Below are 26,248 nucleotides of genomic sequence, written 5' to 3'. Positions count from 1 at the left end.
ATGGGTGCGGAAGGGTGGGGATATCCCCACCTCCGGCCGGGCAGCGCTGCTCACCCCGGGCGTGGCAGGGCCTAGACTCGCGTGCGTACAGATCGTCGAACAAACAGGACAGGGAGCGAGGGGCGGACGTGCCGGAGGCGACCGTGCGCACCAGGAGCGCCGATGTCCAGCTCGCGGCGGACTACTTCCACAGCTATACGGTGGTGGGGCTGGTCGCCGTCGTCGGCGTGCTCTTCGTCGCCGTGGCCTTCGGCGCCTCACGGCTGCTGAGGCCGGTGGTGCCGACGCCCGAGAAGCTGCTCACGTACGAGTGCGGGGTCGACCCCGTCGGCGAGGGCTGGGCGCACACACAGGTGCGGTATTACGTCTATGCCTTCCTGTACGTGATCTTCGCGGTGGACTCGATCTTCCTGTTCCCGTGGGCGACGGTGTTCGCCGCTCCCGGCTTCGGCGGAGCGACGCTGGTGGAGATGTTCATCTTCCTCGGCTTCCTCGCCGTGGGCCTGTTGTACGCATGGAAGAAGGGCGTCCTCGAATGGACGTGACACCCGTGGACCTGCCCGAGCCCCGCCGTCTCGGGCCGCTGGCGCGCCTCGCCCCGGAGCCCATGAAGGTGGTCCTGAACTGGGGCCGCCGCTACAGCCTGTGGGTCTTCAACTTCGGCCTCGCCTGCTGCGCGATCGAGTTCATCGCCGCGTCCATGGCGCGCCACGACTTCATCCGCCTCGGCGTCATCCCCTTCGCGCCGGGCCCCCGCCAGGCCGACCTCATGATCGTCTCCGGCACGGTGACGGACAAGATGGCCCCGGCCGTGAAGCGGCTCTACGAGCAGATGCCCGAGCCGAAGTACGTCATCTCCTTCGGCGCCTGCTCGAACTGCGGCGGGCCCTACTGGGACTCGTACTCCGTGACCAAGGGCGTCGACCAGATCATCCCCGTGGACGTGTACGTACCGGGCTGCCCGCCGCGGCCCGAGGCGCTGCTGCAGGGAATCATCAAGCTTCAGGAGAAGATCGCGCGGGAGTCGCTGGGCGAGCGCTACTCGCAGCCGTCCGCGGCGGCCCTGCGCAGCGGCCTGGTGACGCCGCCGCCGGCGCCGGACCCGGCCTCGGCTGCGGCTCCGGCCGCGGAGGAGACGGACCGATGAGCGAGCCGACGACGCCGGACCTGCCGGAGCCCGAGCCCCAGCAGGCCGAGCCCCAGCCGGCCGTGGGCTGGCTGCCGGGCGGAGCCGCCGAGCTGTTCGGCGAGGGCGCGAGCGCCGAGGAGGCGTACGGCCTGCTCACGGTCGACGTCCCCGCCGAGTCCTGGATCACCGCGCTGGAGACCGCCCGGGACCGGCTCGGCTGCACGTTCTTCGACTGGCTGAGCGCCGTCGACGAGCCGGGTACGGGCTTCCGCGTGTGCGCGCACGTGGCCGCCCTGCCGGGTGGCGGGAACGACGTCCGCCGCCTGATCGTGCGCACCACGGTGCCGCACGACGCCCCGGCGCTGCCGACGGCCGTGGGCGTCTACGCCGGTGCGGCCTGGCACGAGCGCGAGACGCACGAGATGTTCGGCGTCGGCTTCACCGGCCACCCCCACCTGGTGCCGCTGCTGCTGCCCGAGGGCTTCGAGGGCCACCCGCTGCGCAAGGACTTCGTCCTCGCGGCCCGCGTGGTCAAGGCCTGGCCGGGCGCGAAGGAGCCGGGCGAGTCGGCGGAGGGCGGCCCCAAGCGCCGCCAGATGCTTCCCCCGGGCGTCCCCGACCCCAACGAATGGGGCCCCCTCAAGGGCCAGCTCCCCCCGGCCCCCGCCCGCCCGGCCCGCACCCCCCGCGCCGCAGGTGCCGCCGGTGCCGCAGGCGCGGAGCGCCCGGTGCGGCGTGCGCGGAGCGTGGCGGAGGGCTCGGCGAGCCAGGCGACGGAGGGCGCGGCTGCTGCGCCGCGTCGTGCGCGCAGCGTGAGCGAGGGCTCGGCGAGCCAGCAGGGTGAGGGTGCGGCTCCCGCTCCGAGCCAGCAGGCCGAGGGTGCTGCCCCGGCGCCTCGGCGTACGCGTTCCGCGAGCGAGGGTTCGGCGAGTCAGCAGGGTGAGGGCGCGGCTCCCGCTCCGAGCCAGCAGGGTGAGGGCGCTGCCCCGGCGCCTCGGCGTGCCCGTTCTGCGAGCGAGGGTTCGGCCAGCCAGCAGGACACCGCCGGTCCTCGGGCCACGGGCTCCCGCCCGGCGCCCCGGTCGACCGACGCCCCCTGGCACCACGCCGTACCGGCCTTCGACGAGCCGTCCACGAAGCCGGAAGCCGAGGGCGAGCCCGCTCCTTCCCGCCGCGACGGCGACCAGCCGGCACGGCGGAGCCCGGCGGCGCCGAGCACCCCGGCCCCCGAGGCCCCGGCCGCACCGGCCGAGCAGGCCGAAGAGGCCGCACCGCGCACCGGCGAAAGCCCCGCCGCAGGCGAGCCCGGCACCGCAGGCGAGCCCGGTCCCGCCGCCGAAGGCGGAAGCGGTGGCGAGCCCGACAACGACACGAACCCCGCCGGAGGCGAGCCCGCATGAGCAGCAGCGACACTCTCGACGTCGTCCTGCGACTGCTGGCCGTGTTCGTCGTCTTCCTCGTGCTGCCGCTCGTGATCGGACAGACCGAGCACAAGGTGATGGCCCACATGCAGGGCCGCCTCGGCCCGATGTACGCCGGTGGGTTCCACGGGTGGGCGCAGCTCGTCGCGGACGGTGTGAAGTTCGCGCAGAAGGAAGACATCGTGCCCGCGGGCGCGGACCGCAAGATCTTCCAGCTCGCGCCCGCCGTGGCGCTGCTGCCCTATCTGCTCGTCCTCCTGGCGATCCCGGTCGGCCCCGGCAACGCCGTCGGCCAGTTCATCGACGCCGGCATCTTCTTCGTCCTCGCCGTCATGGGCGTCGGCGTCCTCGGCTCGCTGATGGCCGGCTGGGCGTCGGCGAACAAGTTCTCCCTCCTCGGGGGCCTGCGGACCGCCGCCCAGCTGATGGCCTACGAGCTGCCGATGCTGCTCGCGGCGGCCTCCGTCGCCATGGCGGCGGGCACGGTGTCGCTGCCGGGCATCGTCGACGCCTTCCACTGGTGGTGGGTGCCGTGGCAGATCGTCGGCGGCGTCGTCTTCTTCACCGCCGGGCTCGCCGAGCTGCAGCGGCCGCCGTTCGACATGCCGGTCGCCGACTCGGAGATCATCTTCGGTGCGTACACCGAGTACACCGGCCTGCGCTTCGCGATGTTCCTCCTCGCCGAGTACGCCGGCATCGTGGTCCTGTGCGGTCTGACGACCGTGCTCTTCCTCGGCGGATGGCACGGCCCGTTCGGGGCCGAGGGACTCGGCTGGCTGTGGACGCTGCTCAAGACCGCGGTCCTGGCCTTCATCGTCATCTGGCTGCGCGTGACCTATCCGCGGCTGCGCGAGGACCAGCTGCAGAAGCTGGCCTGGACCGTCCTCATCCCCCTCGCCCTCGCGCAGATCGCGCTCACCGGCGTCGTCAAGGTGGTGACCCAGTAATGCCCATTCCCGGCTCCGGCCTGGCCAAGGGCCTCGCCGTCACCCTCCGCACGATGACCCGCCGCTCGGTCACCGCGCAGTACCCGGACGTCCAGCCCGAGCTGCCGCCCCGCACCCGGGGCGTCATCGGGCTGTTCGAGGAGAACTGCACGGTCTGCATGCTGTGCGCCCGCGAGTGCCCCGACTGGTGCATCTACATCGACTCCCACAAGGAGACGGTGCCCGCCGCCACCCCCGGCGGCCGCGAGCGCAGCCGCAACGTCCTCGACCGCTTCGCGATCGACTTCGCGCTGTGCATGTACTGCGGCATCTGCATCGAGGTGTGCCCCTTCGACGCACTGTTCTGGTCGCCGGAGTTCGAGTACGCCGAGACCGACATCCACGACCTCACCCACGAACGCGACAAGCTCCGCGAGTGGATGTGGACCGTGCCCGAGCCGCCCGCGCTCGACCCGGCGGCCGAGGAGCCGAAGGAGATCGCGACGGCCCGCAAGACGGCCGAGAAGCTGGCCGCACAGGCGGAAGCTGCACAGGCGGAAGCTGCACAGGCGGAACAGCAGGAGAAGCAGGAGAAGGAGGGAGAGGCATGACCGGCACCGCAACGGCCGCCACCGCGCTCGCCGCGAACGCGCACGGATTCCTCTCCCCGACGGGCGTCGAGATCGCCTTCCTGCTCGTCGGCATCGTCACCCTCGGCGCGGCCGTCATCACCGTCACCACCAAGCAGCTGGTGCACGCCGCCCTCTGGCTCGTGGTGGCGCTCGGCGGGCTCGCCGTGGAGTACCTGCTGCTGACGGCGGAGTTCATCGCCTGGGTACAGGTGCTGATCTACGTCGGCTCCGTCGTGGTCCTCCTGCTGTTCGGGCTCATGCTCACCAAGGCCCCCATCGGCCGCTCCCCGGACGCCGACTCCGGCAACCGCCTGCCCGCCCTCGCCGTGGCGCTCGCCGCGGCGGCCGCACTGGTCTGGGTGGTCGTGGACGCCTTCCGCGCGACCTGGATCGGCCTCGACGGCGCGCCGCAGGGCACCACCAAGGTCTCCGGAGAGATCCTCTTCCGGCACTGGGTGCTGCCGTTCGAAGCCCTGTCCGTACTGCTGCTCGCCGCGCTCGTCGGCGCGATCGTCCTCTCCCGCAGGAAGAACGAGGAGCGCTGATGCATCTCGTCTACCCGGCCGTCCTCGCCGCCCTCCTCTTCTGCGTGGGCCTGTACGGCGTACTGGCCCGGCGCAACGCGATCCTCGTCCTGATGTCCGTCGAGCTGATGCTCAACGCCGTCAACCTCAACCTCGTCGCCTTCGACGTCTGGCTGCGCGACGAGCTCCACGCGGGCCAGGCGCTCACCCTCTTCACCATCGCCATCGCCGCCGCCGAGATCGGCATCGGCCTGGCCATCGTCCTGCTCGTGTACCGCAACCGCGGCACCGCGGACGTCGACCGCCTCCGCGACCTGAACGAGGACGCCCCCGAACCCGGAACCGAACGCGCAGACCGCGAGGAGAAGGCCGAGGCCGCCGCGTGAGCACCACGACCACCGCCGTTCTCGTCCCCCTGCTGCCCTTCCTCGGCGCCGTCGCCGGACTGCTGCTCGGCCGCCGCGCGCCCGGGCTCGTCCGGCCCCTGGCCGTGCTCCCGACGCTCGCCGCCGCCGTCCTCGCGGCCGTCGTCGCCTGGCAGCAGGGCGGGGGCGAGACGCTGACCGCCGCCACCCGGCTCACCCCCACCGGGTCCGTGCCGATCGACCTCGCCCTGAACCTCGACGGCTTCGCCGTCCTGGTCGCCGTGCTCGTCGGCGTCGTCGCGACCTGTGTGCAGCTGTACTCGACCGCCTACCTGCGCAGCGACCCCCGCTACTCCTCCTACGCGGCGCTCGTCTCCCTCTTCACCTCCGCGATGCTGCTCGTCGTCTACTCCGGCGACCTGATGGTGCTGCTGGTCGGCTGGGAGATCATGGGCATCTGCTCGTACTTCCTCGTCGGCCACTACTGGGAGACCGAGGCCGCACGGGCCGCCTCCCTCAAGGCCTTCCTGGTCACCAAGCTCGGCGACGTCCCCTTCCTGATCGGCATCTTCGCGCTGGCCGCCGACGCCGGAACGTTCCGGATCAACGGCATCCTCACCGCCGCCGCCTCCGGCGGCATCGAGCACCCCACCCTCGTGGCGCTGCTGCTCCTCGCCGGAGTCGCCGGCAAGTCCGCGCAGTTCCCGCTGCACACCTGGCTGCCCGACGCGATGGCCGGCCCCACCCCGGTGTCCGCGCTGATCCACGCCGCGACGATGGTCGCGGCCGGCGTCTACTTCATCGCCCGGCTCCTGCCCGTCTTCACCGCCTCGGCGGCGGCCCTGGTCGTGCTCGCCGTCATGGCCGCGGTCACCATGGTCGGCTCCGCCCTCGCCGCCCTCGCGCAGGACGACATCAAGCGCGTCCTGGCCTACTCGACCGTCGGCCAGCTCGGCTACATGACCGGCGCCCTGGCCGTCGGCGACCGCGGCGCCGCCGTCTTCCACCTCATCTCGCACGGCGCGTTCAAGGCACTCCTCTTCCTCGGGGCAGGCGTGATCATCCACGCCGCCGGCACCAACTCGCTCGCCGCGATGTCCCGCATGAACGGCCTCGCCAAGCGCATCCCCGACGCCTACTGGACGATGACCGTCGCCCTGCTCGCGCTCGCCGCGATCCCCCCGTTCAGCGGCTTCTTCTCCAAGGAAGCCGTCCTCGGCGCCGCCGAGCACGCCGCCACCGGCGACGGGCACGGCATCCCGGGCGCGGCGGGCTGGACCGTCCTGATCGCCGGCCTGGTCACCGCCCTCCTCACCGCCGGCTACGCCGCCCGCCTGTGGCTGCTCGCCTTCCACGGCAAGGGCGCCGAAGCCGCCGACCACGGCCGGGAACCCCTGGCCATGACCGCCGTGCTGTGGGTGCTCTTCCTGCCCACCGTCGCGCTCGGCCTGGCCGCCTGGAAGCTGCCCGACTGGTTCGACGGCGGCTCCCTGACCCCCACGCTCACCACCTCCGTCCTCTCCACCGGCTGTGCGCTCGCCGGCCTGATCGTCACGTACGCGGCCTGGCGCCGCGCCCGCGCGCTCACCGCCCGCACCCCGCTCGGCGCCGTGGCGGCCGACCCCGAGGGCGCGCCGTACGTCTCCGAGGAAGAGACCATCGCCTCCCACGAGGCCGCCTACGGCGGCATCGCGGGCGCCCCCGACCCCGCCGACCCCGGCCGGCTCCTCCTCGGCCCCCTGCACCGGCACGCCGTCAGCGGCTTCCACCTCGACGCCGTGTACCAGGTGCTCTTCGTCCGGCCCGTGCGCGACGCCGCCCGCCTCGCCCGCTTCCTCGACCGCGAGGTCATCGAGGCGTACGTGCGCGGCGCGGGCACCGCCCCCCGCCTGCTCGGCGCGGCCGTCCGCCGCGCCCAGACCGGCAATGTGCAGACCTACCTCAGCGCCCTGCTCGCCGGCTCCGTCGTCCTGGCCGTCGCCGCCGTTCTCGTAGCCACCGGAGCCTGACCATGAGTCACACCGTCATGCAGATCCTCCTCGCTGCGATCGTCGTCGTCCCCCTCGTCGGAGCCGTCGCCGCCCTGCTCCCGGCCCCGCCCGGCCTCAAGGGCAGCAGCCCCGACCAGGCCGTACTCCGCCACGGCGTCACCGTCACAGGCGCCGTGCTCGCGCTGTCCGTCGCCCTCGCCGCCGGCTTCGACCACGACCGCCCGGCACACATGCAGGCGACCACCGACATCAGCTGGATCCCGGCCCTCGGCATCCGGATCCACCTCGGCGTGGACGGCGTCTCGCTCCCCCTCCTCGTCCTGACGGCGCTGCTGACCTTCCTCTGCGCGCTGTACAGCTACTTCAAGATGCCCACGGGCCCGTCCCCCAGGGCATTCGTCGCGCTGCTCCTCGTCCTCGAGGCCGGCACCCTCGCGACCTTCGCCGTCCTCGACCTGATGCTGTTCTTCCTCGCGTTCGAGATGGTGCTCATCCCGATGTACTTCCTCATCGCCCGCTGGGGCGGCGAGGGCAGGGATCGCGCCGCGTGGCGGTTCATCCTCTACACCCTGCTCGGCTCCGTCGTGATGCTGCTCGGCCTCCTCCTCATCGGCATCAAGGGCGGCACCTTCGACATGGTGGCACTCGCCACTGACAACGGGTCCGGGCTCAGCCACACCACGCAGGTCATCGCGGTTCTGGCCATCGGCATCGGCCTCGCCGTCAAGGCCCCGATGTGGCCCCTGCACAGCTGGCTGCCCGACGCCCACACCGCCGCCCCCACGGTCGGCTCGGTGCTCCTGGCGGGCGTGCTGCTGAAGATGGGCACGTATGGCTTCGTCCGCATCGTCCTGCCCATCACCCCCGAAGGCGCCCACACCTTCGCGCCCTACCTCGCCGCCTTCGCGGTCGTCGGCATCGTCTACGGCTCCCTGGTCTGCCTCGCCCTGGCCCGCTCCGGCGCCAAGGGCGACCTCAAGCGGCTCATCGCCTACTCCTCCGTCGGCCACATGGGCTTCGTGCTGCTCGGCATCGCGACCCTGACCCCCACCGGCGTGAACGGCGCGCTGTTCGCCAACATCGCCCACGGCCTGATCACCGGCCTCCTCTTCTTCCTCGTCGGCGCCATCAAGGACCGCTACGGCACCAGCGACCTCGACCGCCTCTCCGGCGCCACGGGTGCGGCGCTCTACGGCCGGGCCCCGCGCCTGGGCGGCCTCCTGGCCTTCGGCGCCGTCGCCTCGCTCGGACTGCCCGGGCTCGCCGGGTTCTGGGGCGAGATGCTCGCGATGTTCGCGTCGTTCCGCCCCGCCGAGGGGCTCAGCCGCCCCGCCTTCCTCACCTTCATGGCCCTGGCCGGCCTCGGGACGCTGCTGACGGCGGCCTACATGCTGGTCGTGGTCCGCCGGGTGTGCATGGGCGGCGACGGGGACACCGGCGGCGTCACGCTCGCCAACGCCCCCGGCCCGGCCGGTCCGCTCGCCGACGTCCGTCCGTACGAGCTGGCCGCCTGGACCCCGCTCGTCGTCCTCACCGTTCTCGCCGGACTCTGGCCCGCGGCCCTCCTCGGCCTCAGCGACCCGGCCGTTCAGCAGCTCCTCGCAGGAGGCAACTGATGGGCTCCCTGGTCCAGTCCGTCGACTGGCTCGCCATCGCCCCGCCCACCGTCACGGCCGTCGTGGCCCTGGCGATCCTGGTGGCCGACCTCTTCCTCCCCGAGGGCCGCAAGCCCCTGCTCGGGTGGATCGCCATGGCCGGCCTCGTCCTGGCGGGCCTGAGCCTCCTGCCGCTGCTGGACGGCGACCGCTCGACCTTCTGTCTGACCGGCACGGACGCCGGGAACGCCTGCAGCTACACGGCGGACCACTTCACGCTCGTCATCCAGCTCCTGGTGCTCGGCGGTGCCCTGCTGACGGCGCTTCTGTCCGTCAGTGCGATCGCCGACTTCAAACTTCCCGCGGGCGAATTCTGGTTCCTGCTGCTGTCCTCCGCGGCCGGCGCCGCCCTGCTGCCCGCCTCCCGCGACCTCGCCACGCTCGTCGTGGCCCTCGAAGTGGCCTCGCTGCCCGCCTTCGCCCTCGTCGGGCTCCGGCGCGGCGACAGCCGCTCCTCCGAGGCGGCGCTGAAGTTCTTCCTCTCCTCGGTCACCGCGACCGCCGTCACGCTGCTGGGCGTCAGCTTCGTCTACGCGGCCACCGGCACCCTGCACCTCACCCAGGTCGCCGACGGCCTCACCCACGTCGACCCGCGCCTGGCCGTCCTCGCCAAGGCGGGCGTCGCCCTGACGCTGGTCGGCTTCGCCTTCAAGACCGCGGCCGCCCCCTTCCACTTCTGGGTGCCCGACACCTATGTGGGCGCCCCCCTGCCGATCGCCGCCTACCTGTCGGTCATCGGCAAGGCCGTCGGCTTCACCGGCCTCATCCTGGTGACCGTCGTCGCCTTCCCCTCGTACTCCGCGGTGTGGGCCCCCGCCCTCGCCGTCCTCGCCGCGCTCACCATGACCGCCGGCAACGTCGCCGCCCTCCGTCAGCGCCCGGACCGCCGCCACAGCGCCGTCCGCCTGCTGGCCTGGTCCTCCGTCGGCCAGGCGGGCTACCTGCTCGTCCCCATCGCGGCCGCCGGCTACGCCGACGACCCCTCCCGCGCCATCGGCTCCACCGTCGCGTACGCCCTGATGTACGCCGCCGTGAACCTCGGCGCCTTCGCCGTCGCCGCCCTGGTCGCCCGTACGAGCCCGGCCCACCGCATCGCCGACTACCGCGGCCTGTACGCGCGCCACCCGCTGGCCGCCCTCGCCCTCGGCTTCTTCCTGCTCTGCCTCGCGGGCCTGCCGCCGGGCGTCATCGGGCTCTTCGCCAAGGTCACCGTCTTCTCGGTGGCGGTCGACGCCGGGCTGGGCTGGCTGGCGGTGGTCATGGCCCTCAACGTCGTGATCGCCCTGTACTACTACCTCCAGTGGACGGCCGTCCTCTTCCGCCGCGAGGAGCCCGCAGCAGAGGCCCCAGCAGAGCCCGCCGAGGAGGCCGCCGCCCCCGCGCCGCGGCCGCGCGTCCCCGCCCCGCTCACCGTGGCCATCACCCTGGCGGCCGTCCTGGGCGTGGTCCTCTCCGGCGCCCCGCAGACGGTCCTGCGCTTCGCCTCACAGGCGCTGCTGTAGGCGGCGTCACCCGTATGACGCGGCCTCCGGCGGCGTGCACAAGGGAACTAGCGGCCCTCGTCTGGCGTTGACCTGTTCGAAAGGTTCCACTGGTTCAAGGGTTCCCCTGCCGCACCATTTGGAGGGCGTACCGTGCACCGCCGGCACAACGGGCTCAGGACAGCGATGCTCCTCGGGGGGCTGTCCGCGCTCATCATCGTCATCGGCAGCATGTTCGGTCGTACGGGCCTGATCGTCGCGGTCCTGGTGGCGCTCGGCACCAATGCCTACGCCTACTGGAACAGCGACAAGCTCGCCCTGCGGGCGATGCGGGCCCGGCCGGTCAGCGAGTTCGAGGCTCCCCAGCTCTACCGCATGGTCCGCGAGCTCTCCACGGCCGCCCGCCAGCCGATGCCGCGCCTGTACATCTCCCCGACAGAGGCCCCCAACGCCTTCGCCACCGGCCGCAACCCGCGCAACGCCGCCGTCTGCTGCACCGACGGCATCCTGCGCCTCCTCGACGAGCGCGAACTGCGCGGTGTCATCGGCCATGAGCTCAGCCATGTCTACAACCGCGACATCCTCATCTCCTCGGTGGCAGGCGCGCTCGCGTCGGTCGTGATGTTCCTGGTCAACTTCGCCTGGCTGATCCCCATCGGCCGCTCCGACGACGAGGAGGGCCCCGGCATCCTCGGCATGATCATGTTGATGATCCTCGGCCCCGTCGCCGCGTCCCTCATCCAGCTCGCCGTCAGCCGCTCCCGCGAATACGAGGCCGACGCCTCCGGCGCCCGGCTCACCGGCGACCCCCTCGCCCTCGCCTCCGCGCTGCGCAAGCTCGAGACCGGTACGCAGCGACTGCCGCTGCCGCCCGAGCCACGGCTGGAGACGGCGAGCCACATGATGATCGCGAACCCGTTCCGCGCGGGGGAGGGCATGTCGAAGCTCTTCTCCACCCACCCGCCGATGCGCGAGCGCATCAGCCGCCTGGAGCAGATGGCCGGCCACCGCAACCCCTGAGCCGGCCGCACCGCCGGACGGGGCTAGGTGAGGGGCTGGCCGTCGTACTTGCCGCCCTCGCAGACCTTCTTGATCGTCGGCGACAGGACACCGCCGCCGGGGTCGAGCGTGAAGGTGGGCAGGCCGCCGCCGTCGATGCACGTCCGCACGTCGGTGTCCTTCGGGGCGGCCGCGGCATGGGCGCCGGGCACGAGCGTCAGGACCGCGGCGATGACCAGCACACCGCCGCCGTTCGATGCACACGCATGGGAGCTCCTCTTCGTCGTCCCGTGGGAAGGCTCGGCCCACCTTGACCACACGGGGCGGCACACCGCGCGTCGTGCTGCTCCGTACGGGGAACGGAACGCGCCGCTCAGCCCTCGCCGCGGATCGCCTGGACGCAGCGCGCCAGCAGGGCACGCAGGCTGTCCCGCTCCTCCGGGGTGAACTCCTCGGCGAGGCGCCGCTCGATGCGCACGGCCTGCCGGTCGGCGAGCTCGACGGCCTGCCTGCCGGCATCGGTCAGCCGGGTCTCCAGCATCTTCTGGTGCCACGGATGCGCCGACCGCTCGATGAGACCGCGCCCTTCGAGGTTCTTCAGCACGGCCGTCATGGCCTGCGGGGTGACGAGACAGGCACGGGCCAGGGCGGCCGCGGACATGCCCGGGTTCTGCGACAGGGCCAGCAGGGCCGCGTACTGGGCGACTGTCAGGTCGGCTGCCTTCACCGCGCCGCTCTTGGCGGACATCAGAGCGTGCTCGGCGCGCTTGATGTCCAGGCCGAGCCGGCTGTCAGGGGCCATGTCCATGGGGAGGACCCTACAGTCCGAACACACGTCGACCCGGGCTGCGGGAGCGGGCGAACCCCCAGCCGTCCCCTAGGTAGTTCCTCAGGGTCTGTCACCTGCGAAAACCTGCAACCCGGCGGAGACGTACGCGCGTCTCAGTAGCCGGAGAATCAGTCACGTGGGAGGCTATAAATCATGAGGTTCATCCTGAATATCATCTGGCTGGTCCTCTGTGGACTCTGGATGGCCCTCGGCTACGTCGTCGCGGGCATCATCTGCTGCGTGCTGATCATCACGATCCCCTTCGGCATCGCCAGCTTCCGCATCGCCTCCTACGCCCTGTGGCCCTTCGGCCGGACCACCGTCGAGCGCCGCGACGCCGGCGCGGGCTCCCTCATCGGCAACGTCATCTGGTTCGTCTTCGCGGGCTGGTGGCTGGCGCTCGGCCACATCGTCACCGGCATCGCGCTCTGTGTGACCATCATCGGAATCCCGCTCGGCATCGCGAACTTCAAGCTGATCCCGGTCTCGCTGATGCCGCTCGGCCGTGAAATCGTCCCGACGGACCGGCCGTTCGCCACCCGCTGAACCAACGGGCGGGCCGAAAGCGGCGAAGGGCGCGCCGGGAGCGGTGGTGAAAACCGCTCCCGGCGCGCCCTTTTGGCGTGCCGCGCGTGCCGCCTGCCCGTCGACTAGCGGTAGTTGACGAACTGCAGCGCGAAGTCCAGGTCCTTGCCCTTGAGGAGGGCCTGGACGGCCTGGAGGTCGTCGCGGCTCTTGGAGGACACGCGGAGCTCGTCACCCTGGACCTGGGCCTTGACGCCCTTGGGGCCCTCGTCGCGGATGATCTTGGCGACCTTCTTCGCGTTCTCCTGGGAGATGCCCTCTTCGATCGTGGCGAAGAGCTTGTACTCCTTGCCGGAGGGCTGCGGCTCGCCCGCGTCGAGCGACTTCAGCGAGATCCCGCGCTTGACCAGCTTGGTCTCGAAGATGTCGAGGACGGCCTTGACCCGCTCCTCGGAGTTGGCGCGCATCTCGATCTTCTCGCCCGACCACTCGATCGAGGCGCCGACGCCCTTGAAGTCGTAGCGCTGCGAGATCTCCTTGGCGGCCTGGTTGAGGGCGTTGTCGACCTCCTGCCGCTCGACCTTCGAGACGATGTCGAAACTGGAGTCGGCCATATTGAGTTGGCTCCTCGTACGTAGATCCATCAGGGGGCGCGGCCGGTGGCCGCGCAGCAAGCCTAGTCACCCGGGGCGGGATCGAGGGGCTGTGAACCGAGTGGCGGACCACCCCAGGTCATCGGGTATGGTTTACGTCGTTGCCCCGGAGCGCTCGAAAGAGCGACCGAGACGACAACCCATGGCGGTGTGCCCGAGTGGCCAATGGGAGCGGACTGTAAATCCGTCGGCTTAGCCTACCCAGGTTCGAATCCTGGCGCCGCCACGGAATGAGGCCCCTGACCTGCAAAGGTCAGGGGCTTCTTTCGATGTCCGGGGTGTTCCGGGGGGCCGTGGCCCGCGCTAGCCCGTCAGGGCCCTGACGGCCTCCGTCACCGGCGTCCCGCCGCCGATCAGCTCCAGCGTCAGGCCCGCCGTTCCCGGCGCGTCCAGCAGGGCCGCCAGCGCCGCCGCCACGTCGTCCCGGGACACCTCGCCGCGGCCCGTGGTGCCCGCCGACAGCTCCACCAGGCCCGTACCGGGATCGTCCGTCAGCCGGCCCGGGCGCAGAACGGTCCAGTCGAGGCCCGCCCGGGCGCGTACGTCCTCGTCCGCGGCGGCCTTGGCGCGCAGGTAGGCGGCGAAGACCGGGTCCGTGCCGGGCGGCGGCTCGCGGTCGGCGCCCATCGACGAGACGATCACGAAGCGCCGTACCCCGGCGGCCTCCGCCGCGTCGGCGAAGAGGCCGGCCGCCGCCCGGTCGACGGTGTCCTTGCGCTCGATGCCGCTGCCCGGGCCCGCGCCGGCCGCGAAGACGGCGGCGTCGGCCCCCTCCAGGTGCCGGCAGATGTCCCCGACGGATGCCGACTCCAGGTCCGCCACCACGGGTTCGGCGCCCGCCGCCAGCAGGTCTCCCGCCTGTTCCGGGCGGCGGACGATGCCCGCCACCTCGTCACCGCGCCCGGCGAGCAGCCGCTCCAGCCGCAGCGCGATCCGACCATGTCCTCCAGCGATGACAATGCGCATGATCCGACCGTACGCCGGACGTCACCGCTCGGGATCCCCGCCGCGCGGCGACTGCCGGGGCAGGTCCAGCGCCACCGCGGCCCGGTCCTCGGCCTGGACGTCGCCGTACTCCCGCACCGCGCTCGTACGGGCCACCACCCGGCCCCGGTGGACCACGAGCCGGCTGTAGCCGAGCGAGAGGACCCCCGCGATCCCGCCGCCCCGCACGGCCAGCAGCTCCGCCGGGAAGCCCGCCTCCACCCGTACCTCCGGGAGGCCCATCGCGGCCCTGGCACGCCCGCTGACGGCCTCGTAGGCCTGCTCCGGGGCGAGTTCGCCGTGCGAGGCCAGCAGGAACGCGGCCTCCAGCGGGTCGCCGCGCCCCACGGGGTTGGCGGCGTCGCGCAGGGCGCCGCTGCCCGCTGCCACCCGTACGCCCGCCGCCCGCAGCAGCCGTACGGGCGCGCACCAGGCGCCGTGGCCGCCGCCCATGACGCCGCAGTCGCCCTGCGGCAGGCAGATCACCGTCACCCCGGCCGCCGCGAGCTGCTGGCCCGCCCGTACGGCCTGGTCGTGCGGCAGGCGCGCCAGCCCCCCGCAGGGGCCGACGGAGACCCTCGGGCGCAGCCCGCCGGCCATGGCGGCGAGCCGGGCCAGGCGCGTGGGGTCGGCGCCGTCCGTGTGGAGGTCGACGGCGCAGCCGTGCTCGGCGGCGATCGCCAGCACGGTCTCGGCGTAGCCGGTCGGGTCGGGGTCGAGGTCGGGGCAGCCGCCGACCACCGTGGCGCCCATCTCGACCGCGTCCCGCAGCATCGCCGCGCCGTCGGCGCCGGCCACTCCGGTCAGCAGCCGGGGGACGGCCACCACGCTCAGCTCGGTGAGCCCGGCCAGCGCCCGCCCGGCCTGCAGCACGGCCTCCAGCGAGCGCAGCCCCTGGACGTCGCCGACGCGGACGTGGGAGCGCACCGCGGTGGCGCCGTGGCCCAGCTGCAGCAGGGCGGCCTCGGTCGTGCGGCGCTGGACGTCCTCGGCGCCGAACGCGAGGGGGCCGGAGCCGGCCGTGAGCGCGGTGTCGCAGTGGGCGTGGGGCTCGGCGGGGGCGGGGAGCAGGACGTAGCCGGTGAGGTCGACGCGCGGGCCGGGAGCGAGGCTGCCGGCCGTGCCGACGGCCTCCACGCGCCCGCCGCTGAGGCGCACGTCCACCACGCGGCCGTCCGCGAGCCGGGCGCCGCACAGCACCAGGACGCCGTCTCCGGGCGTGGTGGCGGCGTCGCCGTCGGGACTTCTCGCGGGCTGCGGCTGACTGTCGGGCATCGCGATCCTCCGGGTGGCCGGGGCGGGCATGATCACGCAGCGCTCCGAGCGTAGGCCGCGCACGAAGCCGGTCCGAGCAGGCGCCGAATAGTCGTACTGGTGTGGCTCTCGTGACCGATGGGGGAGGGCGGGCCGGCGGGCCGGAAAGACGATCTCCGGCGGGCCCCGCTCCTGCCTCCGGTTCGGCGCCTCGCGGGGGCGTCCCGATACGGATTTCACCTTCGGCGGCAGACCGTGTAATGTCTTCCTCGCTCGCCCCAATAGCTCAGTCGGCAGAGCGTCTCCATGGTAAGGAGAAGGTCAACGGTTCGATTCCGTTTTGGGGCTCTGGTGTGTGAGGTTTCCTCGCCTTCGGGCGGGGAAACTCTCCCTCATCAAAGCGGTGTAGCTCAGTCGGTAGAGCAAGCGGCTCATAATCGCTGTGTCACCGGTTCAAGTCCGGTCACCGCTACACACAGTAGCCGATTGTGGGGTCGGTCCTCCGATCGGCTACTCTTTTATGCGTTCATCCGTCCATTCCGTCAAGGAGCACTCACGTGGCTGCCACCGACGTCCGCCCGAAGATCACGCTGGCCTGCGTGGAGTGCAAGGAGCGGAACTACATCACCAAGAAGAACCGGCGCAACGACCCGGACCGTCTTGAGATGAAGAAGCACTGCCCTCGCTGCAAGTCCCACACGGCTCACCGCGAGACCCGCTAAACGCGAACGTCCATGAGGCCGTCCCCAACTTCTGGGGGCGGCCTCATGGCGTATGTACCCACGGAATCTCAGTCCAGGAGGTGCCGAGCCCATGGCGCTCGACCAGTCCTTCGTCGGACGGACCTATCCGGCCACCGACCCCTATGAGGTCGGCCGGGAGAAGATCCGCGAATTCGCCGAGGCCGTCGGCGACGCCAATTCGGCGTACACCGACCCCGAGGCCGCAAGGGCGCTCGGGCACCCGGATGTGATCGCTCCGCCGACTTTTGTGTTTGCGATCACTTTCCGGGCCGCCGGGGTGGTCCTCAGGGACCCCCAGCTGGGCCTCGACTACGACCGCGTGGTGCACGGCGAGCAGAAGTTCGCCTACACCCGCCCGGTCGGCGCCGGCGACCGGCTGACGGTCACCTCCACGATCGAGTCGATCAAGTCCCTGGCCGGCAACGACGTGCTGATGGTCCGCGGCGAGGTGCACGACGCGAACGAGGAGCACGTGGTGACCGTGCACACGAAGCTGGTGGCGCGCGCCGCCGAGGAGGCGTGATGGCCGCCACGATTTCGTACGACGCGGTAGAGGTCGGCACCGAGCTGCCCGCCCAGTCCTTCCCTGTGACCCGTGACACCCTCGTCCGCTACGCGGGTGCCTCCGGCGACTTCAATCCGATCCACTGGAACGAGAAGTTCGCCAAGGAGGTCGGACTGCCGGACGTCATCGCGCACGGCATGTTCACCATGGCCGCGGCGATCCGCGTCGTGACCGACTGGGTCGGCGACCCGGCCGCCGTCATCGACTACGGGACGAAGTTCACCAAGCCCGTGGTCGTGCCGAACGACGACAAGGGCGCCACCGTCGAGGTCAGCGCCAAGGTCGCGGCCAAGCTCGACGACGAGGCCCGTACGGTCCGCGTGGACCTGGTGGCCATGAGCGACGGCCAGAAGGTGCTGGGCATGGCCCGCGCCGTGGTCAAGCTCGCCTGAGCAGCAGACACGAGTAAGGGGCGCCCGCAATTGCGGGCGCCCCTTACTCATTGACTCGTTAGTGAGTAGCCACTAACTTACTCTCCATGCCCAGGATGACCGCCGAAGAGCGCCGCGAGAGTGTCATCCGCGCCGCGATGTCCGAGTTCGCGCGCGGGGGCTACCACGGCACCTCCACCGAGGCGATCGCCCGCCGGGTCGGGGTCTCCCAGCCGTACCTCTTCCGGCTCTTCCCCGGCAAGCAGGCGATCTTCCTGGCCGCGGCCAACCGCTGCCTGGAGGAGACCCGGCTGCTCTTCGAAGAGGCGTGCAAGGGCGCCGCGTCGCCCGATGAGGCCAACCACATGATGGCGGAGGCGTACCTGGGGGACACCGACCCCGAGCAGCTGCTGTTCCAGATGCAGATCTACGTGGCGGTGGCCTCCGCCGAGGCCGCGGGCGACCACGAGTTCGGCCGCACGATCAGGGAGAGCTGGCTGGAGTTCTGGGACTCCGTCCACCTCTCGCTCGGGGCGGACCAGAAGGAGACCACCGAGTTCTGGGCCTACGGGATGCTCATCAACACCCTGCTGGCCCTGGGCTTCCCGGCCGATCACCGCGTCTGGGCCGGCTTCCACACGACCAAGCCCCTCTAGCCGCAGAAGCCAGGGGTCCGGGCATTCGCACGCCCACAAAAGTTAGTGATCAATAACTAATCAGCCAGGGGGAACCAATGAAGCAGCACCAAGAACCACCCACCTCCCGCGCGGGCGCCATCTGGGCCCTGATCATCACCAGCGTCGCCGGCTTCATGGCGGCCCTGGACAACCTCGTCGTCACCACGGCCCTGCCCTCCCTCCGCAAGGACCTCGGGGGAGGGCTGGAAGAGCTCGAGTGGACGGTGAACGCCTACACCCTCACCTTCGCCGTCCTGCTGATGCTCGGCGCGGCGCTGGGCGACCGCTTCGGCCGCCGCAGGCTCTTCGTCACCGGCCTCGCGATATTCACCGCCGCGTCGGCCGCAGCGGCGGCGGCCCCCGGCATCGACAGCCTCATCGCCGCCCGCGCCGTCCAGGGCGCCGGGGCAGCGATCATGATGCCGCTGACCCTCACCCTCCTCACGGCCGCCGTCCCCGCCGCACGACGCGGCATGGCGTACGGCGTCTGGGGCGCGGTCAACGGCCTCGCCGTCGCCTGCGGCCCCCTCGTCGGTGGCGGCCTCACCGAGCACATCTCCTGGCACTGGATCTTCTGGCTGAACGTTCCGCTCGGCCTGGTTCTCCTGCCGCTCGCCCGCTTCCGCCTGAAGGAGTCGTACGCCCCCGGCGCCCGCCTCGACGTCCCCGGCACGCTCCTCGTCAGCGGCGGCCTCTTCGGCATCGTCTACGCCCTGGTCAAGACCCCCTCGGACGGCTGGACCAGCACCCCGGTGGTCGTCAGCTTCCTGGCCGGTGCCGCGCTCCTGGGCGGGTTCGTCCACCACGGCATCCACAACAAGGCCCCCATGCTCCCCATGCGCCTCTTCGGCAACCGTGCCTTCAGCGCGATCAACGCGGCGAGCCTCCTGATGTTCCTGGGCATGTTCGGGTCGATCTTCCTGCTCAGCCAGTTCCTCCAGAACGTGAGCGGCTACTCGCCCACGGAGGCGGGCCTGCGCATGCTGCCCTGGACGGGCATGCCGATGATCGTCGCGCCGCTCGCCGGCTACCTCTCCGACCGCATCGGCGGCCGCCCCGTGGTCACCGCCGGACTGGCCCTCCAGGCCCTGGGCCTGGCCCTCTTCGCCGTGGTGATCGAGGCCGACGTCTCCTATGCGGCCCAACTCCCCGCACTGATCGTCAGCGGCGTCGGCATGGCCCTGTACTTCGCGCCCGCCGCGAACCTGGTGATGTCCAGCGTCCGCCCCGCCGAACAGGGCATCGCCTCCGGTGCCAACAACGCCCTGCGCGAAGTGGGCGGCGCCCTGGGCGTGGCCGTCATGGCCTCCGTCTTCTCGGCGCAGGGCGGCTACGAATCCGCCGCGAGCTTCGCGGACGGCATACGCCCGGCCCTGTGGACGGGGGCAGCGGCAGTGGCCCTGGCAGCGATCGCAGCGGCCTTGCTCCCCACCAGGAAGCAACCGCAGCCGGAGCAGCCGGAGCAGCCGGAGCAGCCGGAGAAGCCGGAGAAGCCGGCCCACACCCCGGCCAGGGTCTGAGGAACCGACGGGAGGGCGCCGGCGGCGGAGGGGGTCGTTCCGGAATGCTGCCGGATATTTGTGGGCGGCGTGCGGGGTTCCCGTGCGGGAGGCGGCTCCCCGCCCGTAAATATCCGATTCCGGAACGACCCCCGGAGCCGCCGGCGCCCGGCACCACGACGGCCCGGACGGCCACCACGACCGACGTCCCGCCCAGGCCCCCGTACCCTGGTGCCCGTGCAGGAACGACACGACGCCCCCCTGGCCCCCCTGACCACCTTCCGCCTCGGCGGCCCGGCGACCCGCCTCATCACGGCCGTCACCGACGCCGAGGTGATCGACGCGGTCCGCGAGGCCGACGAGACCGGCACCCCGCTGCTGATCATCGGCGGCGGCAGCAACCTCGTCATCTCCGACAAGGGCTTCGAGGGCACCGCCCTGCGCATCGCCACCACCGGCTTCGCCCTCGACGGCACCCGCCTGGAGCTCGCCGCCGGCGAGAACTGGTCCGACGCCGTGGCCCGCACCGTCGCGGCCGGCCTGGCCGGCGTCGAGTGCATGGCCGGCATCCCCGGCTCCGCCGGCGCGACGCCCATCCAGAACGTCGGCGCGTACGGCCAGGAAGTGGCCTCCACGATCACCGAGGTGGTCGCGTACGACCGCCGCACCGGCGACACGGTGACGATCCCCAACGCGGAGTGCGCGTTCTCCTACCGCCACAGCCGCTTCAAGGAGGACCCCACCCGCTACGTCGTCCTGCGCGTCCGCTTCGAGCTGGAGGACGCCGGAGGCCTCTCCGCGCCCCTGAAGTACCCCGAGACCGCCCGCGCCCTCGGCGTCGAGGCCGGCGACCGCGTCCCGGCCGCCGTCGCCCGCGAGACGGTGCTCAGGCTGCGGGCCGGCAAGGGCATGGTCCTCGACGCGGAGGACCACGACACGTGGTCCGCGGGTTCGTTCTTCACCAACCCGATCCTCACCGCCGCCGAGCACGCAGCGTTCCTGGACCGCGTGGCCGAGCGGCTCGGCCCGGACGTCGCACCGCCGGCGTTCCCGGCGGGCGACGGGATGATCAAGACCTCGGCGGCGTGGCTGATCGACCGGGCCGGCTTCACGAAGGGGTACGGGGCCGGGAGGGCACGGATCTCCACGAAGCACACGCTGGCGCTGACGAACCGGGGTTCGGCCACCACGGAGGACCTTCTGGCCCTGGCCCGTGAGGTGCGGGACGGGGTCCGCGAGGCCTTCGGGGTGACGCTCGTGAACGAGCCGGTGACCGTGGGCGTCAGCCTGTAGGACGGTTGCTGCCGGCGTCGGGCTGCGGGTGGGTTGTGCCCACCCGTTCCGCCCCAGCGGAACGACTGCCCACAACCCATCGGTCGATGTCGGCCAGCAGCCGGTCCCGTACGTCCGTCGGCGCGGCCGACCCCCGGACCGACTGCCGCGCCAGCTCCGCCAGCTCCTCGTCCGTGAAGGCGTGGTGTTCGCGGGCCAGCTCGTACTGGGCCGCCAGGCGTGAGCCGAAGAGCAGGGGGTCGTCCGCGCCCAGCGCTATCGGCACGCCGGCGTCCCACAGGGTCCGCAGCGGCACGTCGCCCGGCTTCTCGTAGACGCCCAGGGCGACGTTCGAGGAGGGGCAGACCTCGCACGTGACGCCGCGGGCGGCGAGCTTCGCCAGCAGGCGCGGGTCCTCGGCCGCGCGCACCCCGTGGCCGACGCGGGCCGCGTGCAGGTCGTCCAGGCAGTCCCGGACGCTGCCGGGGCCCGAGAGCTCACCGCCGTGCGGCGCGGCCAGCAGACCGCCCTCGCGGGCGATCTCGAAGGCGCGGTCGAAGTCGCGGGCGAGCCCGCGCCGCTCGTCGTTGGAGAGGCCGAAGCCGACGACGCCCCGGTCGGCATAGCGGACGGCGAGGCGCGCGAGCGTACGCGCGTCCAGGGGGTGCCTCATGCGGTTGGCGGCGACGAGCACCCGTATCCCCAGCCCGGTCTCCTTCGACGCGTCCTCCACCGCGTCGAGGATGATCTCCAGCGCCGGGATCAGCCCGCCCAGGCGGGGCGCGTACGAGGTCGGGTCGACCTGGATCTCCAGCCATCCGGAACCGTCCCGGACGTCCTCCTCCGCGGCCTCCCGCACCAGCCGCCGGATGTCCTCCTCGGAGCGCAGGCACGAACGCGCGATGTCGTAGAGCCGCTGGAAGCGGAACCAGCCCCGCTCGTCCGTCGCCCGGAGCTGTGGCGGCTCCCCGCCGCTCAGCGCCTCGGGCAGGTGCACGCCGTACTTGTCGGCGAGCTCCAGCAGGGTCGAGGGGCGCATGGACCCGGTGAAGTGCAGGTGCAGATGGGCCTTCGGCAGCAGTCGGACGTCACGAACACTCTCCATCCTGGGATCTTGCCGTACGGACCGGACATCCGGAAGGGGCTTTCCCTGAACGGGCGCCGTCCCGAAAACCAATGCGGGCCCCGGCGCGTCGCCGGGGCCCGCATCACACGGAAAGTCGTGCCGCTCGCGTCAGTCGCGGGCCTCCGCCAGTAGCTTCTGCATCCGCGAGACGCCCTCGACGAGGTCCTCGTCGCCCAGCGCGTAGGACAGGCGCACGTAGCCCGGGGTGCCGAAGGCCTCGCCGGGGACGACCGCGACCTCGACCTCGTCCAGGATCAGCGCGGCCAGCTCGACGGAGTTCTGCGGGCGCTTGCCGCGGATCTCCTTGCCGAGCAGGCCCTTGACCGACGGGTAGGCGTAGAACGCGCCCTCGGGCTCGGGGCAGACGACGCCGTCGATCTCGTTGAGCATCCGGACGATCGTGCGGCGGCGGCGGTCGAAGGCGACCTTCATCTCCTCGACGGCCGTCAGGTCGCCGGAGACGGCGGCCAGCGCCGCGACCTGGGCGACGTTGCTCACGTTGGACGTGGCGTGCGACTGGAGGTTGGTCGCGGCCTTGACGACGTCCTTCGGGCCGATGACCCAGCCCACCCGCCAGCCCGTCATGGCGTAGGTCTTGGCGACGCCGTTGACCACGATGCACTTGTCGCGCAGCTCGGGGACGACCACCGGCAGGGAGGAGAACTCCGCGTCGCCGTAGACGAGGTGCTCGTAGATCTCGTCGGTGAGCACCCACAGGCCGTGCTCGGCGGCCCAGCGGCCGATCTCCTCGACCTGGTCACGGGTGTACACCGCGCCGGTGGGGTTGGACGGCGAGACGAACAGGACCACCTTGGTGTGCTCGGTGCGCGCGGCCTCGAGCTGCTCGACCGAGACCCGGTACCCGGTGGTCTCGTCGGCGACGACGTCGACCGGGACGCCGCCCGCGAGGCGGATCGACTCGGGGTAGGTGGTCCAGTACGGGGCCGGGACGATGACCTCGTCGCCCGGGTCGAGGATCGCGGCGAAGGCCTCGTAGATGGCCTGCTTGCCGCCGTTGGTGACCAGGACCTGGGAGGCGTCGATCTCGTAGCCGGAGTCGCGCAGCGTCTTCTCGACGATCGCGGCCTTGAGCTCGGGCAGGCCGCCCGCCTGGGTGTAGCGGTGGTACTTGGGGTTGCGGCAGGCCTCCACCGCGGCCTCGACGATGTAGCCGGGGGTGGGGAAGTCGGGCTCGCCGGCGCCGAAGCCGATGACGGGCTTGCCCGCGGCCTTGAGGGCCTTGGCCTTGGCGTCGACGGCGAGGGTGGCGGACTCGGAGATCGATCCGATTCGCGCCGACACCCGGCGTTCGGTGGGGGACTGGGCGGAAGGAGTCGCAGCGGTCATAAAGGCATCGTCGCAGACCTTCCGGCGGCCGGGCACATTGGTTTCGCACACCGGTCGGGGCACACTCCGCGGCCTCAATGCCGGGGGGATTACCGGCCCTTCCGGGGCCCGTCGCCCACCCCGTTCCGACCGCCCTTCCGGGCGGCTTCGGTGCCCGGTCCGTCCCGGTCCGGGGTGCCTTCGGGGAACGCAAGGTCCACAGCTGTTCGACGACACGCTTCGGACCACGTACACTCAACCGTCGTTGGCCCCTCACCGGCGAATCCGCTCCGTGCGTGCACACCGTGCATCCGGATGGATGCGGTACGTTGGGGGAACCACAAAGGGTCGTAGCTCAATTGGTAGAGCACTGGTCTCCAAAACCAGCGGTTGGGGGTTCAAGTCCCTTCGGCCCTGCTACACGCATCACACTGGGTGCGTGCGTGCGTACGTACTGAAATGCACCGCCGTGCGGCTCAACCGGGCGCGGCACGGCCACGACCCGGATTCAGGTGAGGACGTAGTGACGGAAGCCCTTGGCTCCACCGCGACGCCTGAGAGCGGTCGTCCCGAGGACGAGGTGGCCACGAAGAAGGGCCGCCGTGGTGGAAAGCGCGGGAAGAAGGGCCCCCTGGGTCGCCTCGCGCTCTTTTACCGTCAGGTAGTCGCCGAGCTCCGCAAGGTCGTCTGGCCCACCAAGAGCCAGCTGTCGACGTACACCACTGTGGTGATCGTCTTTGTTGTCATCGTCATTGGTCTGGTGACCGTGATTGACTATGGGTTCGAGCAGGCCGTCAAGTACGTCTTCGGCTGAGCCCGGTCCCGCGCGTAAGGCGGCCTTTCCGGAGAGCCGCCTCTTCGCTCGTTCCACCCCTTGAAGCCAGGAAGAAGCAGCCACGTGTCTGACCCGAACCTGAACGACGCCGCCGAGCCCGTCGCGGCGGCTGAGGCCAACGTTGACGAGGCTGTCTCGGCCGAGGTCGAGGGCGACGACACCGCGCAGGAGATCGTCGAGAACGCCGACGGCGCCGACGAGCTCGACGCCGAAGAGGCCGCCGCGGGCGAGCCGGCCGAGGAGGCCGCGCTGCGCGTCGAGTCCGGCGACGACGTCGAAGCTGCCGAGGCGGCGGAGGCCGAGGAGACCGAGGCCGAGGAAGCCGCCGAAGAGGCCGCTCCGGTCGACCCGGTCGACGCGCTCCGCGACGAGCTCCGCGGCCTGCCCGGCGAGTGGTACGTCATCCACACCTACGCCGGTTACGAGAACCGCGTGAAGACCAACCTCGAGCAGCGCGCCGTCTCGCTGAACGTCGAGGACTACATCTTCCAGGCCGAGGTGCCGCAGGAAGAGGTCGTCCAGATCAAGAACGGCGACCGCCGCACCGTCCGCCAGAACAAGCTCCCCGGCTACGTGCTGGTGCGCATGGACCTGACGAACGAGTCCTGGGGCGTCGTCCGCAACACCCCGGGCGTCACCGGCTTCGTGGGCAACGCCTACGACCCGTACCCGCTGACCCTGGACGAGATCGTCAAGATGCTCGCCCCCGAGGCCGAGGCGAAGGCCGCCAAGGAGGCCGCCGAGGCCGAGGGCCGTCCGGCCCCCAGCCGCAAGGTCGAGGTCCAGGTGCTGGACTTCGAGGTCGGCGACTCGGTCACCGTCACGGACGGTCCCTTCGCGACGCTGCAGGCCACGATCAACGAGATCAACGCCGACTCGAAGAAGGTCAAGGGCCTCGTCGAGATCTTCGGCCGCGAGACCCCGGTCGAGCTCAGCTTCGACCAGATCCAGAAGAACTAACACTTCTCTGGCAAACGCTTCCGAACAGGTCAGACCGGCGCAGACAGCCGGTCTGACCTCTCGGTTTTTGGCCCGGCCACGTTACCCGTTATCGTGGTGCGGTATGCCTGCGCGCAGTGTGCGTGGGCAAAAAAACTCTCACTAGGACCCGGAGAGAGCAATGCCTCCCAAGAAGAAGAAGGTCACGGGGCTTATCAAGCTCCAGATCAGCGCCGGTGCCGCGAACCCGGCTCCGCCGGTCGGCCCCGCGCTGGGCCAGCACGGCGTCAACATCATGGAGTTCTGCAAGGCCTACAACGCCGCGACCGAGTCGCAGCGTGGCATGGTCGTGCCGGTGGAGATCACGGTCTACGAAGACCGCTCCTTCACCTTCGTCACGAAGACCCCGCCGGCCGCCAAGCTGATCCTCAAGGCCGCGGGCGTGGACAAGGGCTCCGGCGAGCCCCACAAGACCAAGGTCGCCAAGATCACCGAGGCGCAGGTCCGTGAGATCGCCACGGTCAAGATGCCCGACCTGAACGCCAACGACCTGGACGCCGCCGCGAAGATCATCGCCGGCACCGCCCGTTCCATGGGCGTCACGGTCGAGGGCTGACCAGCCCCGTTTGACCACGCGGCGTCAGCCGCATGATCGACACCCCAGTGGCAGGACCGGCGCTGGTCCGGACCACGACTCCACGCTCAACCCTTTCAGGAGCAGAAGTGAAGCGCAGCAAGACTCTCCGCGCTGCGGACGCCAAGGTCGAGAAGGAGCGTCTGTACGCTCCCCTCGAGGCCGTCCGTCTCGCCAAGGACACCTCGTCCGTGAAGTTCGACGCGACCGTCGAGGTTGCCATGCGTCTGGGCGTCGACCCGCGCAAGGCCGACCAGATGGTCCGCGGCACCGTGAACCTTCCGCACGGCACCGGTAAGACCGCCCGGGTCCTGGTCTTCGCGACCGGCGACCGTGCCGAGGCCGCGCGTGCCGCCGGCGCCGACATCGTCGGCTCCGACGAACTGATCGACGAGGTTGCGAAGGGCCGTCTGGACTTCGACGCCGTCGTCGCCACCCCGGACCTCATGGGCAAGGTCGGCCGCCTCGGCCGCGTGCTCGGTCCCCGTGGCCTGATGCCGAACCCGAAGACCGGCACCGTCACCCCGGACGTGGCGAAGGCTGTCACGGACATCAAGGGCGGCAAGATCGAGTTCCGCGTCGACAAGCACTCGAACCTGCACTTCATCATCGGCAAGGTGTCGTTCGATGAGACCAAGCTGGTCGAGAACTACGCCGCGGCGCTGGAGGAGATCCTCCGTCTGAAGCCGTCCGCCGCGAAGGGCCGCTACGTCAAGAAGGCGACCCTGACCACCACGATGGGCCCCGGCATCGCGCTGGACCCCAACCGCACCCGCAACCTCCTCGTGGAGGACGAGACCGTCTGAGGACCGTCTCGTAGCCGGGGGCACCTCCAGCGGTAGCTGGGGGCGCAACGCACCTCGTGGGCCGGGCCCCGCACCTTTCCGAAGGTG

At 71.4% G+C, this 26,248-nt stretch carries 29 protein-coding genes and 4 tRNA genes; 26 read left to right on the top strand and 7 right to left on the bottom strand.

The window, feature by feature from the left end:
* Positions 1-128: 128 nt before the first annotated feature.
* From AB0G59_RS08350 to htpX, 11 genes are all read left to right on the top strand, one after another.
* Complete coding sequence (locus AB0G59_RS08350) at positions 129-545, top strand: NADH-quinone oxidoreductase subunit A (RefSeq protein ID WP_071964060.1); 417 nt, start codon at positions 129-131, stop codon at positions 543-545.
* Positions 536-1,147 (top strand): NADH-quinone oxidoreductase subunit B family protein, encoded by a 612-nt coding sequence (locus AB0G59_RS08345; RefSeq protein ID WP_360909270.1) that lies wholly within the window; start codon positions 536-538, stop codon positions 1,145-1,147. The genes AB0G59_RS08350 and AB0G59_RS08345 overlap by 10 nt, the downstream gene beginning before the upstream one ends.
* Positions 1,144-2,529, top strand: coding sequence for an NADH-quinone oxidoreductase subunit C (locus AB0G59_RS08340; protein ID WP_360909268.1), 1,386 nt, complete (start codon positions 1,144-1,146; stop codon positions 2,527-2,529). The genes AB0G59_RS08345 and AB0G59_RS08340 overlap by 4 nt, the downstream gene beginning before the upstream one ends.
* On the top strand, positions 2,526-3,497 hold the full coding sequence (locus AB0G59_RS08335; RefSeq protein ID WP_071964462.1) for a complex I subunit 1 family protein: 972 nt from the start codon (positions 2,526-2,528) through the stop codon (positions 3,495-3,497). Before AB0G59_RS08340 ends, AB0G59_RS08335 begins: the two co-directional genes overlap by 4 nt.
* Positions 3,497-4,087 carry an NADH-quinone oxidoreductase subunit I gene (locus AB0G59_RS08330; RefSeq protein ID WP_360909266.1) on the top strand — a complete coding sequence of 197 codons (591 nt, stop codon included), beginning with the start codon at positions 3,497-3,499 and terminating at the stop codon, positions 4,085-4,087. Before AB0G59_RS08335 ends, AB0G59_RS08330 begins: the two co-directional genes overlap by 1 nt.
* On the top strand, positions 4,084-4,653 hold the full coding sequence (locus tag AB0G59_RS08325) for an NADH-quinone oxidoreductase subunit J (RefSeq protein WP_071964464.1): 570 nt from the start codon (positions 4,084-4,086) through the stop codon (positions 4,651-4,653). Before AB0G59_RS08330 ends, AB0G59_RS08325 begins: the two co-directional genes overlap by 4 nt.
* The gene (gene nuoK, locus AB0G59_RS08320; RefSeq protein WP_360909264.1) at positions 4,653-5,018 is read left to right on the top strand and encodes an NADH-quinone oxidoreductase subunit NuoK; all 366 of its coding nucleotides are present in this window, start codon (positions 4,653-4,655) and stop codon (positions 5,016-5,018) included. Before AB0G59_RS08325 ends, nuoK begins: the two co-directional genes overlap by 1 nt.
* Complete coding sequence (locus AB0G59_RS08315) at positions 5,015-7,006, top strand: NADH-quinone oxidoreductase subunit L (protein WP_360909262.1); 1,992 nt, start codon at positions 5,015-5,017, stop codon at positions 7,004-7,006. Before nuoK ends, AB0G59_RS08315 begins: the two co-directional genes overlap by 4 nt.
* Positions 7,007-7,008: 2 nt before the next feature.
* Positions 7,009-8,604 carry an NADH-quinone oxidoreductase subunit M gene (locus AB0G59_RS08310; protein WP_360909260.1) on the top strand — a complete coding sequence of 532 codons (1,596 nt, stop codon included), beginning with the start codon at positions 7,009-7,011 and terminating at the stop codon, positions 8,602-8,604.
* On the top strand, positions 8,604-10,145 hold the full coding sequence (locus tag AB0G59_RS08305) for an NADH-quinone oxidoreductase subunit N (protein ID WP_360909258.1): 1,542 nt from the start codon (positions 8,604-8,606) through the stop codon (positions 10,143-10,145). Before AB0G59_RS08310 ends, AB0G59_RS08305 begins: the two co-directional genes overlap by 1 nt.
* A 132-nt stretch (positions 10,146-10,277) precedes the next feature.
* Entirely contained in the window at positions 10,278-11,144 is an 867-nt protein-coding gene (gene htpX, locus AB0G59_RS08300) for a zinc metalloprotease HtpX (protein ID WP_360909256.1), read from the top strand.
* Between the two features lie 23 nt (positions 11,145-11,167).
* On the opposite strand, the gene AB0G59_RS08295 is transcribed toward htpX, so the two are convergent.
* Together AB0G59_RS08295 and AB0G59_RS08290 are read right to left on the bottom strand one after the other, a co-directional pair.
* Positions 11,168-11,365, bottom strand: coding sequence for a hypothetical protein (locus AB0G59_RS08295; protein ID WP_360909253.1), 198 nt, complete (start codon positions 11,363-11,365; stop codon positions 11,168-11,170).
* A gap of 131 nt (positions 11,366-11,496) precedes the next feature.
* On the bottom strand, positions 11,497-11,931 hold the full coding sequence (locus AB0G59_RS08290; RefSeq protein ID WP_360909251.1) for a MarR family transcriptional regulator: 435 nt from the start codon (positions 11,929-11,931) through the stop codon (positions 11,497-11,499).
* 174 nt (positions 11,932-12,105) lie between these two features.
* Between AB0G59_RS08290 and AB0G59_RS08285 the strand changes: the two genes are divergently transcribed.
* Positions 12,106-12,498, top strand: coding sequence for a YccF domain-containing protein (locus AB0G59_RS08285; RefSeq protein ID WP_360909249.1), 393 nt, complete (start codon positions 12,106-12,108; stop codon positions 12,496-12,498).
* A 104-nt stretch (positions 12,499-12,602) separates the two neighbouring features.
* Here the strand turns inward: AB0G59_RS08285 and AB0G59_RS08280 are convergent, their stop codons facing one another.
* Positions 12,603-13,091 carry a YajQ family cyclic di-GMP-binding protein gene (locus AB0G59_RS08280; RefSeq protein WP_360909247.1) on the bottom strand — a complete coding sequence of 163 codons (489 nt, stop codon included), beginning with the start codon at positions 13,089-13,091 and terminating at the stop codon, positions 12,603-12,605.
* Between the two features lie 183 nt (positions 13,092-13,274).
* Here AB0G59_RS08280 and AB0G59_RS08275 point away from each other — a divergent pair.
* Positions 13,275-13,356 (top strand) — tRNA-Tyr (locus AB0G59_RS08275).
* A 77-nt stretch (positions 13,357-13,433) separates the two neighbouring features.
* Here AB0G59_RS08275 and AB0G59_RS08270 read toward each other — a convergent pair.
* Positions 13,434-14,096, bottom strand: a complete 663-nt coding sequence (locus AB0G59_RS08270) for an NAD(P)H-binding protein (RefSeq protein ID WP_360909245.1) — start codon at positions 14,094-14,096, stop codon at positions 13,434-13,436.
* Between the two features lie 21 nt (positions 14,097-14,117).
* The gene (locus AB0G59_RS08265) at positions 14,118-15,389 is read right to left on the bottom strand and encodes an amidohydrolase family protein (RefSeq protein WP_360909243.1); all 1,272 of its coding nucleotides are present in this window, start codon (positions 15,387-15,389) and stop codon (positions 14,118-14,120) included.
* Positions 15,390-15,643: 254 nt separating this feature from the next.
* On the opposite strand from AB0G59_RS08265, the gene AB0G59_RS08260 reads away from it, so the two are divergent.
* From AB0G59_RS08260 to AB0G59_RS08225, 8 genes are all read left to right on the top strand, one after another.
* A tRNA-Thr gene (locus AB0G59_RS08260) sits at positions 15,644-15,716 on the top strand.
* Positions 15,717-15,767: 51 nt separating this feature from the next.
* Positions 15,768-15,840 (top strand) — tRNA-Met (locus AB0G59_RS08255).
* Positions 15,841-15,925: 85 nt separating this feature from the next.
* Positions 15,926-16,090: a 50S ribosomal protein L33 gene (gene rpmG, locus AB0G59_RS08250; RefSeq protein ID WP_030986111.1), complete on the top strand. Its 165-nt coding sequence runs from the start codon at positions 15,926-15,928 to the stop codon at positions 16,088-16,090.
* Positions 16,091-16,181: 91 nt separating this feature from the next.
* Positions 16,182-16,634: a MaoC family dehydratase N-terminal domain-containing protein gene (locus AB0G59_RS08245; RefSeq protein ID WP_360909241.1), complete on the top strand. Its 453-nt coding sequence runs from the start codon at positions 16,182-16,184 to the stop codon at positions 16,632-16,634.
* A complete protein-coding gene (locus tag AB0G59_RS08240; RefSeq protein WP_360909239.1) occupies positions 16,634-17,068 on the top strand; it encodes a MaoC family dehydratase in 435 nt (144 codons plus the stop codon). Before AB0G59_RS08245 ends, AB0G59_RS08240 begins: the two co-directional genes overlap by 1 nt.
* Before the next feature lie 86 nt (positions 17,069-17,154).
* A complete protein-coding gene (locus AB0G59_RS08235) occupies positions 17,155-17,703 on the top strand; it encodes a TetR/AcrR family transcriptional regulator (protein WP_360909237.1) in 549 nt (182 codons plus the stop codon).
* A 77-nt stretch (positions 17,704-17,780) separates the two neighbouring features.
* Positions 17,781-19,244 carry a DHA2 family efflux MFS transporter permease subunit gene (locus AB0G59_RS08230; RefSeq protein WP_360909235.1) on the top strand — a complete coding sequence of 488 codons (1,464 nt, stop codon included), beginning with the start codon at positions 17,781-17,783 and terminating at the stop codon, positions 19,242-19,244.
* A gap of 216 nt (positions 19,245-19,460) precedes the next feature.
* Complete coding sequence (locus AB0G59_RS08225; RefSeq protein ID WP_360909233.1) at positions 19,461-20,516, top strand: UDP-N-acetylmuramate dehydrogenase; 1,056 nt, start codon at positions 19,461-19,463, stop codon at positions 20,514-20,516.
* Here the strand turns inward: AB0G59_RS08225 and AB0G59_RS08220 are convergent.
* Positions 20,506-21,600, bottom strand: a complete 1,095-nt coding sequence (locus AB0G59_RS08220; protein WP_360909231.1) for an adenosine deaminase — start codon at positions 21,598-21,600, stop codon at positions 20,506-20,508. The genes AB0G59_RS08225 and AB0G59_RS08220 overlap by 11 nt on opposite strands.
* A gap of 129 nt (positions 21,601-21,729) precedes the next feature.
* Positions 21,730-22,968 carry a pyridoxal phosphate-dependent aminotransferase gene (locus AB0G59_RS08215; protein ID WP_360909229.1) on the bottom strand — a complete coding sequence of 413 codons (1,239 nt, stop codon included), beginning with the start codon at positions 22,966-22,968 and terminating at the stop codon, positions 21,730-21,732.
* Positions 22,969-23,291: 323 nt separating this feature from the next.
* On the opposite strand from AB0G59_RS08215, the gene AB0G59_RS08210 reads away from it, so the two are divergent.
* The 5 genes from AB0G59_RS08210 to rplA all read left to right on the top strand — a co-directional run bounded on the left by AB0G59_RS08210 (position 23,292) and on the right by rplA (position 26,161).
* Positions 23,292-23,364: transfer RNA gene (locus AB0G59_RS08210), tRNA-Trp, on the top strand.
* Between the two features lie 106 nt (positions 23,365-23,470).
* The gene (gene secE / locus AB0G59_RS08205) at positions 23,471-23,761 is read left to right on the top strand and encodes a preprotein translocase subunit SecE (protein ID WP_071961684.1); all 291 of its coding nucleotides are present in this window, start codon (positions 23,471-23,473) and stop codon (positions 23,759-23,761) included.
* An 84-nt stretch (positions 23,762-23,845) separates the two neighbouring features.
* Entirely contained in the window at positions 23,846-24,742 is an 897-nt protein-coding gene (gene nusG, locus AB0G59_RS08200; RefSeq protein WP_360909227.1) for a transcription termination/antitermination protein NusG, read from the top strand.
* 160 nt (positions 24,743-24,902) lie between these two features.
* Positions 24,903-25,337: a 50S ribosomal protein L11 gene (gene rplK, locus AB0G59_RS08195; protein ID WP_071961686.1), complete on the top strand. Its 435-nt coding sequence runs from the start codon at positions 24,903-24,905 to the stop codon at positions 25,335-25,337.
* A gap of 107 nt (positions 25,338-25,444) precedes the next feature.
* The gene (gene rplA / locus AB0G59_RS08190; RefSeq protein WP_360909225.1) at positions 25,445-26,161 is read left to right on the top strand and encodes a 50S ribosomal protein L1; all 717 of its coding nucleotides are present in this window, start codon (positions 25,445-25,447) and stop codon (positions 26,159-26,161) included.
* The last annotated feature ends 87 nt before the right edge of the window (positions 26,162-26,248 follow it).

This window comes from Streptomyces sp. NPDC021096, assembly GCF_040641275.1.
Taxonomy (GTDB): Bacteria; Actinomycetota; Actinomycetes; order Streptomycetales; family Streptomycetaceae; genus Streptomyces.
This window is presented reverse-complemented; position numbering and strand designations above follow the sequence as displayed.

What these genes read in the sequence shown, in the direction of transcription:
- AB0G59_RS08215 (WP_360909229.1), bottom strand. Translation starts at nt 22,968, where the DNA reads ATGACCGCTGCGACTCCTTCCGCCCAGTCCCCCACCGAACGCCGGGTG.
- AB0G59_RS08335 (WP_071964462.1), top strand. Translation starts at nt 2,526, where the DNA reads ATGAGCAGCAGCGACACTCTCGACGTCGTCCTGCGACTGCTGGCCGTG.
- rplK (WP_071961686.1), top strand. Translation starts at nt 24,903, where the DNA reads ATGCCTCCCAAGAAGAAGAAGGTCACGGGGCTTATCAAGCTCCAGATC.
- nuoK (WP_360909264.1), top strand. Translation starts at nt 4,653, where the DNA reads ATGCATCTCGTCTACCCGGCCGTCCTCGCCGCCCTCCTCTTCTGCGTG.
- AB0G59_RS08285 (WP_360909249.1), top strand. Translation starts at nt 12,106, where the DNA reads ATGAGGTTCATCCTGAATATCATCTGGCTGGTCCTCTGTGGACTCTGG.
- AB0G59_RS08325 (WP_071964464.1), top strand. Translation starts at nt 4,084, where the DNA reads ATGACCGGCACCGCAACGGCCGCCACCGCGCTCGCCGCGAACGCGCAC.
- AB0G59_RS08330 (WP_360909266.1), top strand. Translation starts at nt 3,497, where the DNA reads ATGCCCATTCCCGGCTCCGGCCTGGCCAAGGGCCTCGCCGTCACCCTC.
- AB0G59_RS08305 (WP_360909258.1), top strand. Translation starts at nt 8,604, where the DNA reads ATGGGCTCCCTGGTCCAGTCCGTCGACTGGCTCGCCATCGCCCCGCCC.
- AB0G59_RS08235 (WP_360909237.1), top strand. Translation starts at nt 17,155, where the DNA reads ATGCCCAGGATGACCGCCGAAGAGCGCCGCGAGAGTGTCATCCGCGCC.
- AB0G59_RS08230 (WP_360909235.1), top strand. Translation starts at nt 17,781, where the DNA reads ATGAAGCAGCACCAAGAACCACCCACCTCCCGCGCGGGCGCCATCTGG.
- AB0G59_RS08280 (WP_360909247.1), bottom strand. Translation starts at nt 13,091, where the DNA reads ATGGCCGACTCCAGTTTCGACATCGTCTCGAAGGTCGAGCGGCAGGAG.
- AB0G59_RS08265 (WP_360909243.1), bottom strand. Translation starts at nt 15,389, where the DNA reads ATGCCCGACAGTCAGCCGCAGCCCGCGAGAAGTCCCGACGGCGACGCC.
- AB0G59_RS08220 (WP_360909231.1), bottom strand. Translation starts at nt 21,600, where the DNA reads ATGGAGAGTGTTCGTGACGTCCGACTGCTGCCGAAGGCCCATCTGCAC.
- AB0G59_RS08310 (WP_360909260.1), top strand. Translation starts at nt 7,009, where the DNA reads ATGAGTCACACCGTCATGCAGATCCTCCTCGCTGCGATCGTCGTCGTC.
- AB0G59_RS08345 (WP_360909270.1), top strand. Translation starts at nt 536, where the DNA reads ATGGACGTGACACCCGTGGACCTGCCCGAGCCCCGCCGTCTCGGGCCG.
- AB0G59_RS08245 (WP_360909241.1), top strand. Translation starts at nt 16,182, where the DNA reads ATGGCGCTCGACCAGTCCTTCGTCGGACGGACCTATCCGGCCACCGAC.
- AB0G59_RS08270 (WP_360909245.1), bottom strand. Translation starts at nt 14,096, where the DNA reads ATGCGCATTGTCATCGCTGGAGGACATGGTCGGATCGCGCTGCGGCTG.
- AB0G59_RS08290 (WP_360909251.1), bottom strand. Translation starts at nt 11,931, where the DNA reads ATGGACATGGCCCCTGACAGCCGGCTCGGCCTGGACATCAAGCGCGCC.
- AB0G59_RS08340 (WP_360909268.1), top strand. Translation starts at nt 1,144, where the DNA reads ATGAGCGAGCCGACGACGCCGGACCTGCCGGAGCCCGAGCCCCAGCAG.
- AB0G59_RS08240 (WP_360909239.1), top strand. Translation starts at nt 16,634, where the DNA reads ATGGCCGCCACGATTTCGTACGACGCGGTAGAGGTCGGCACCGAGCTG.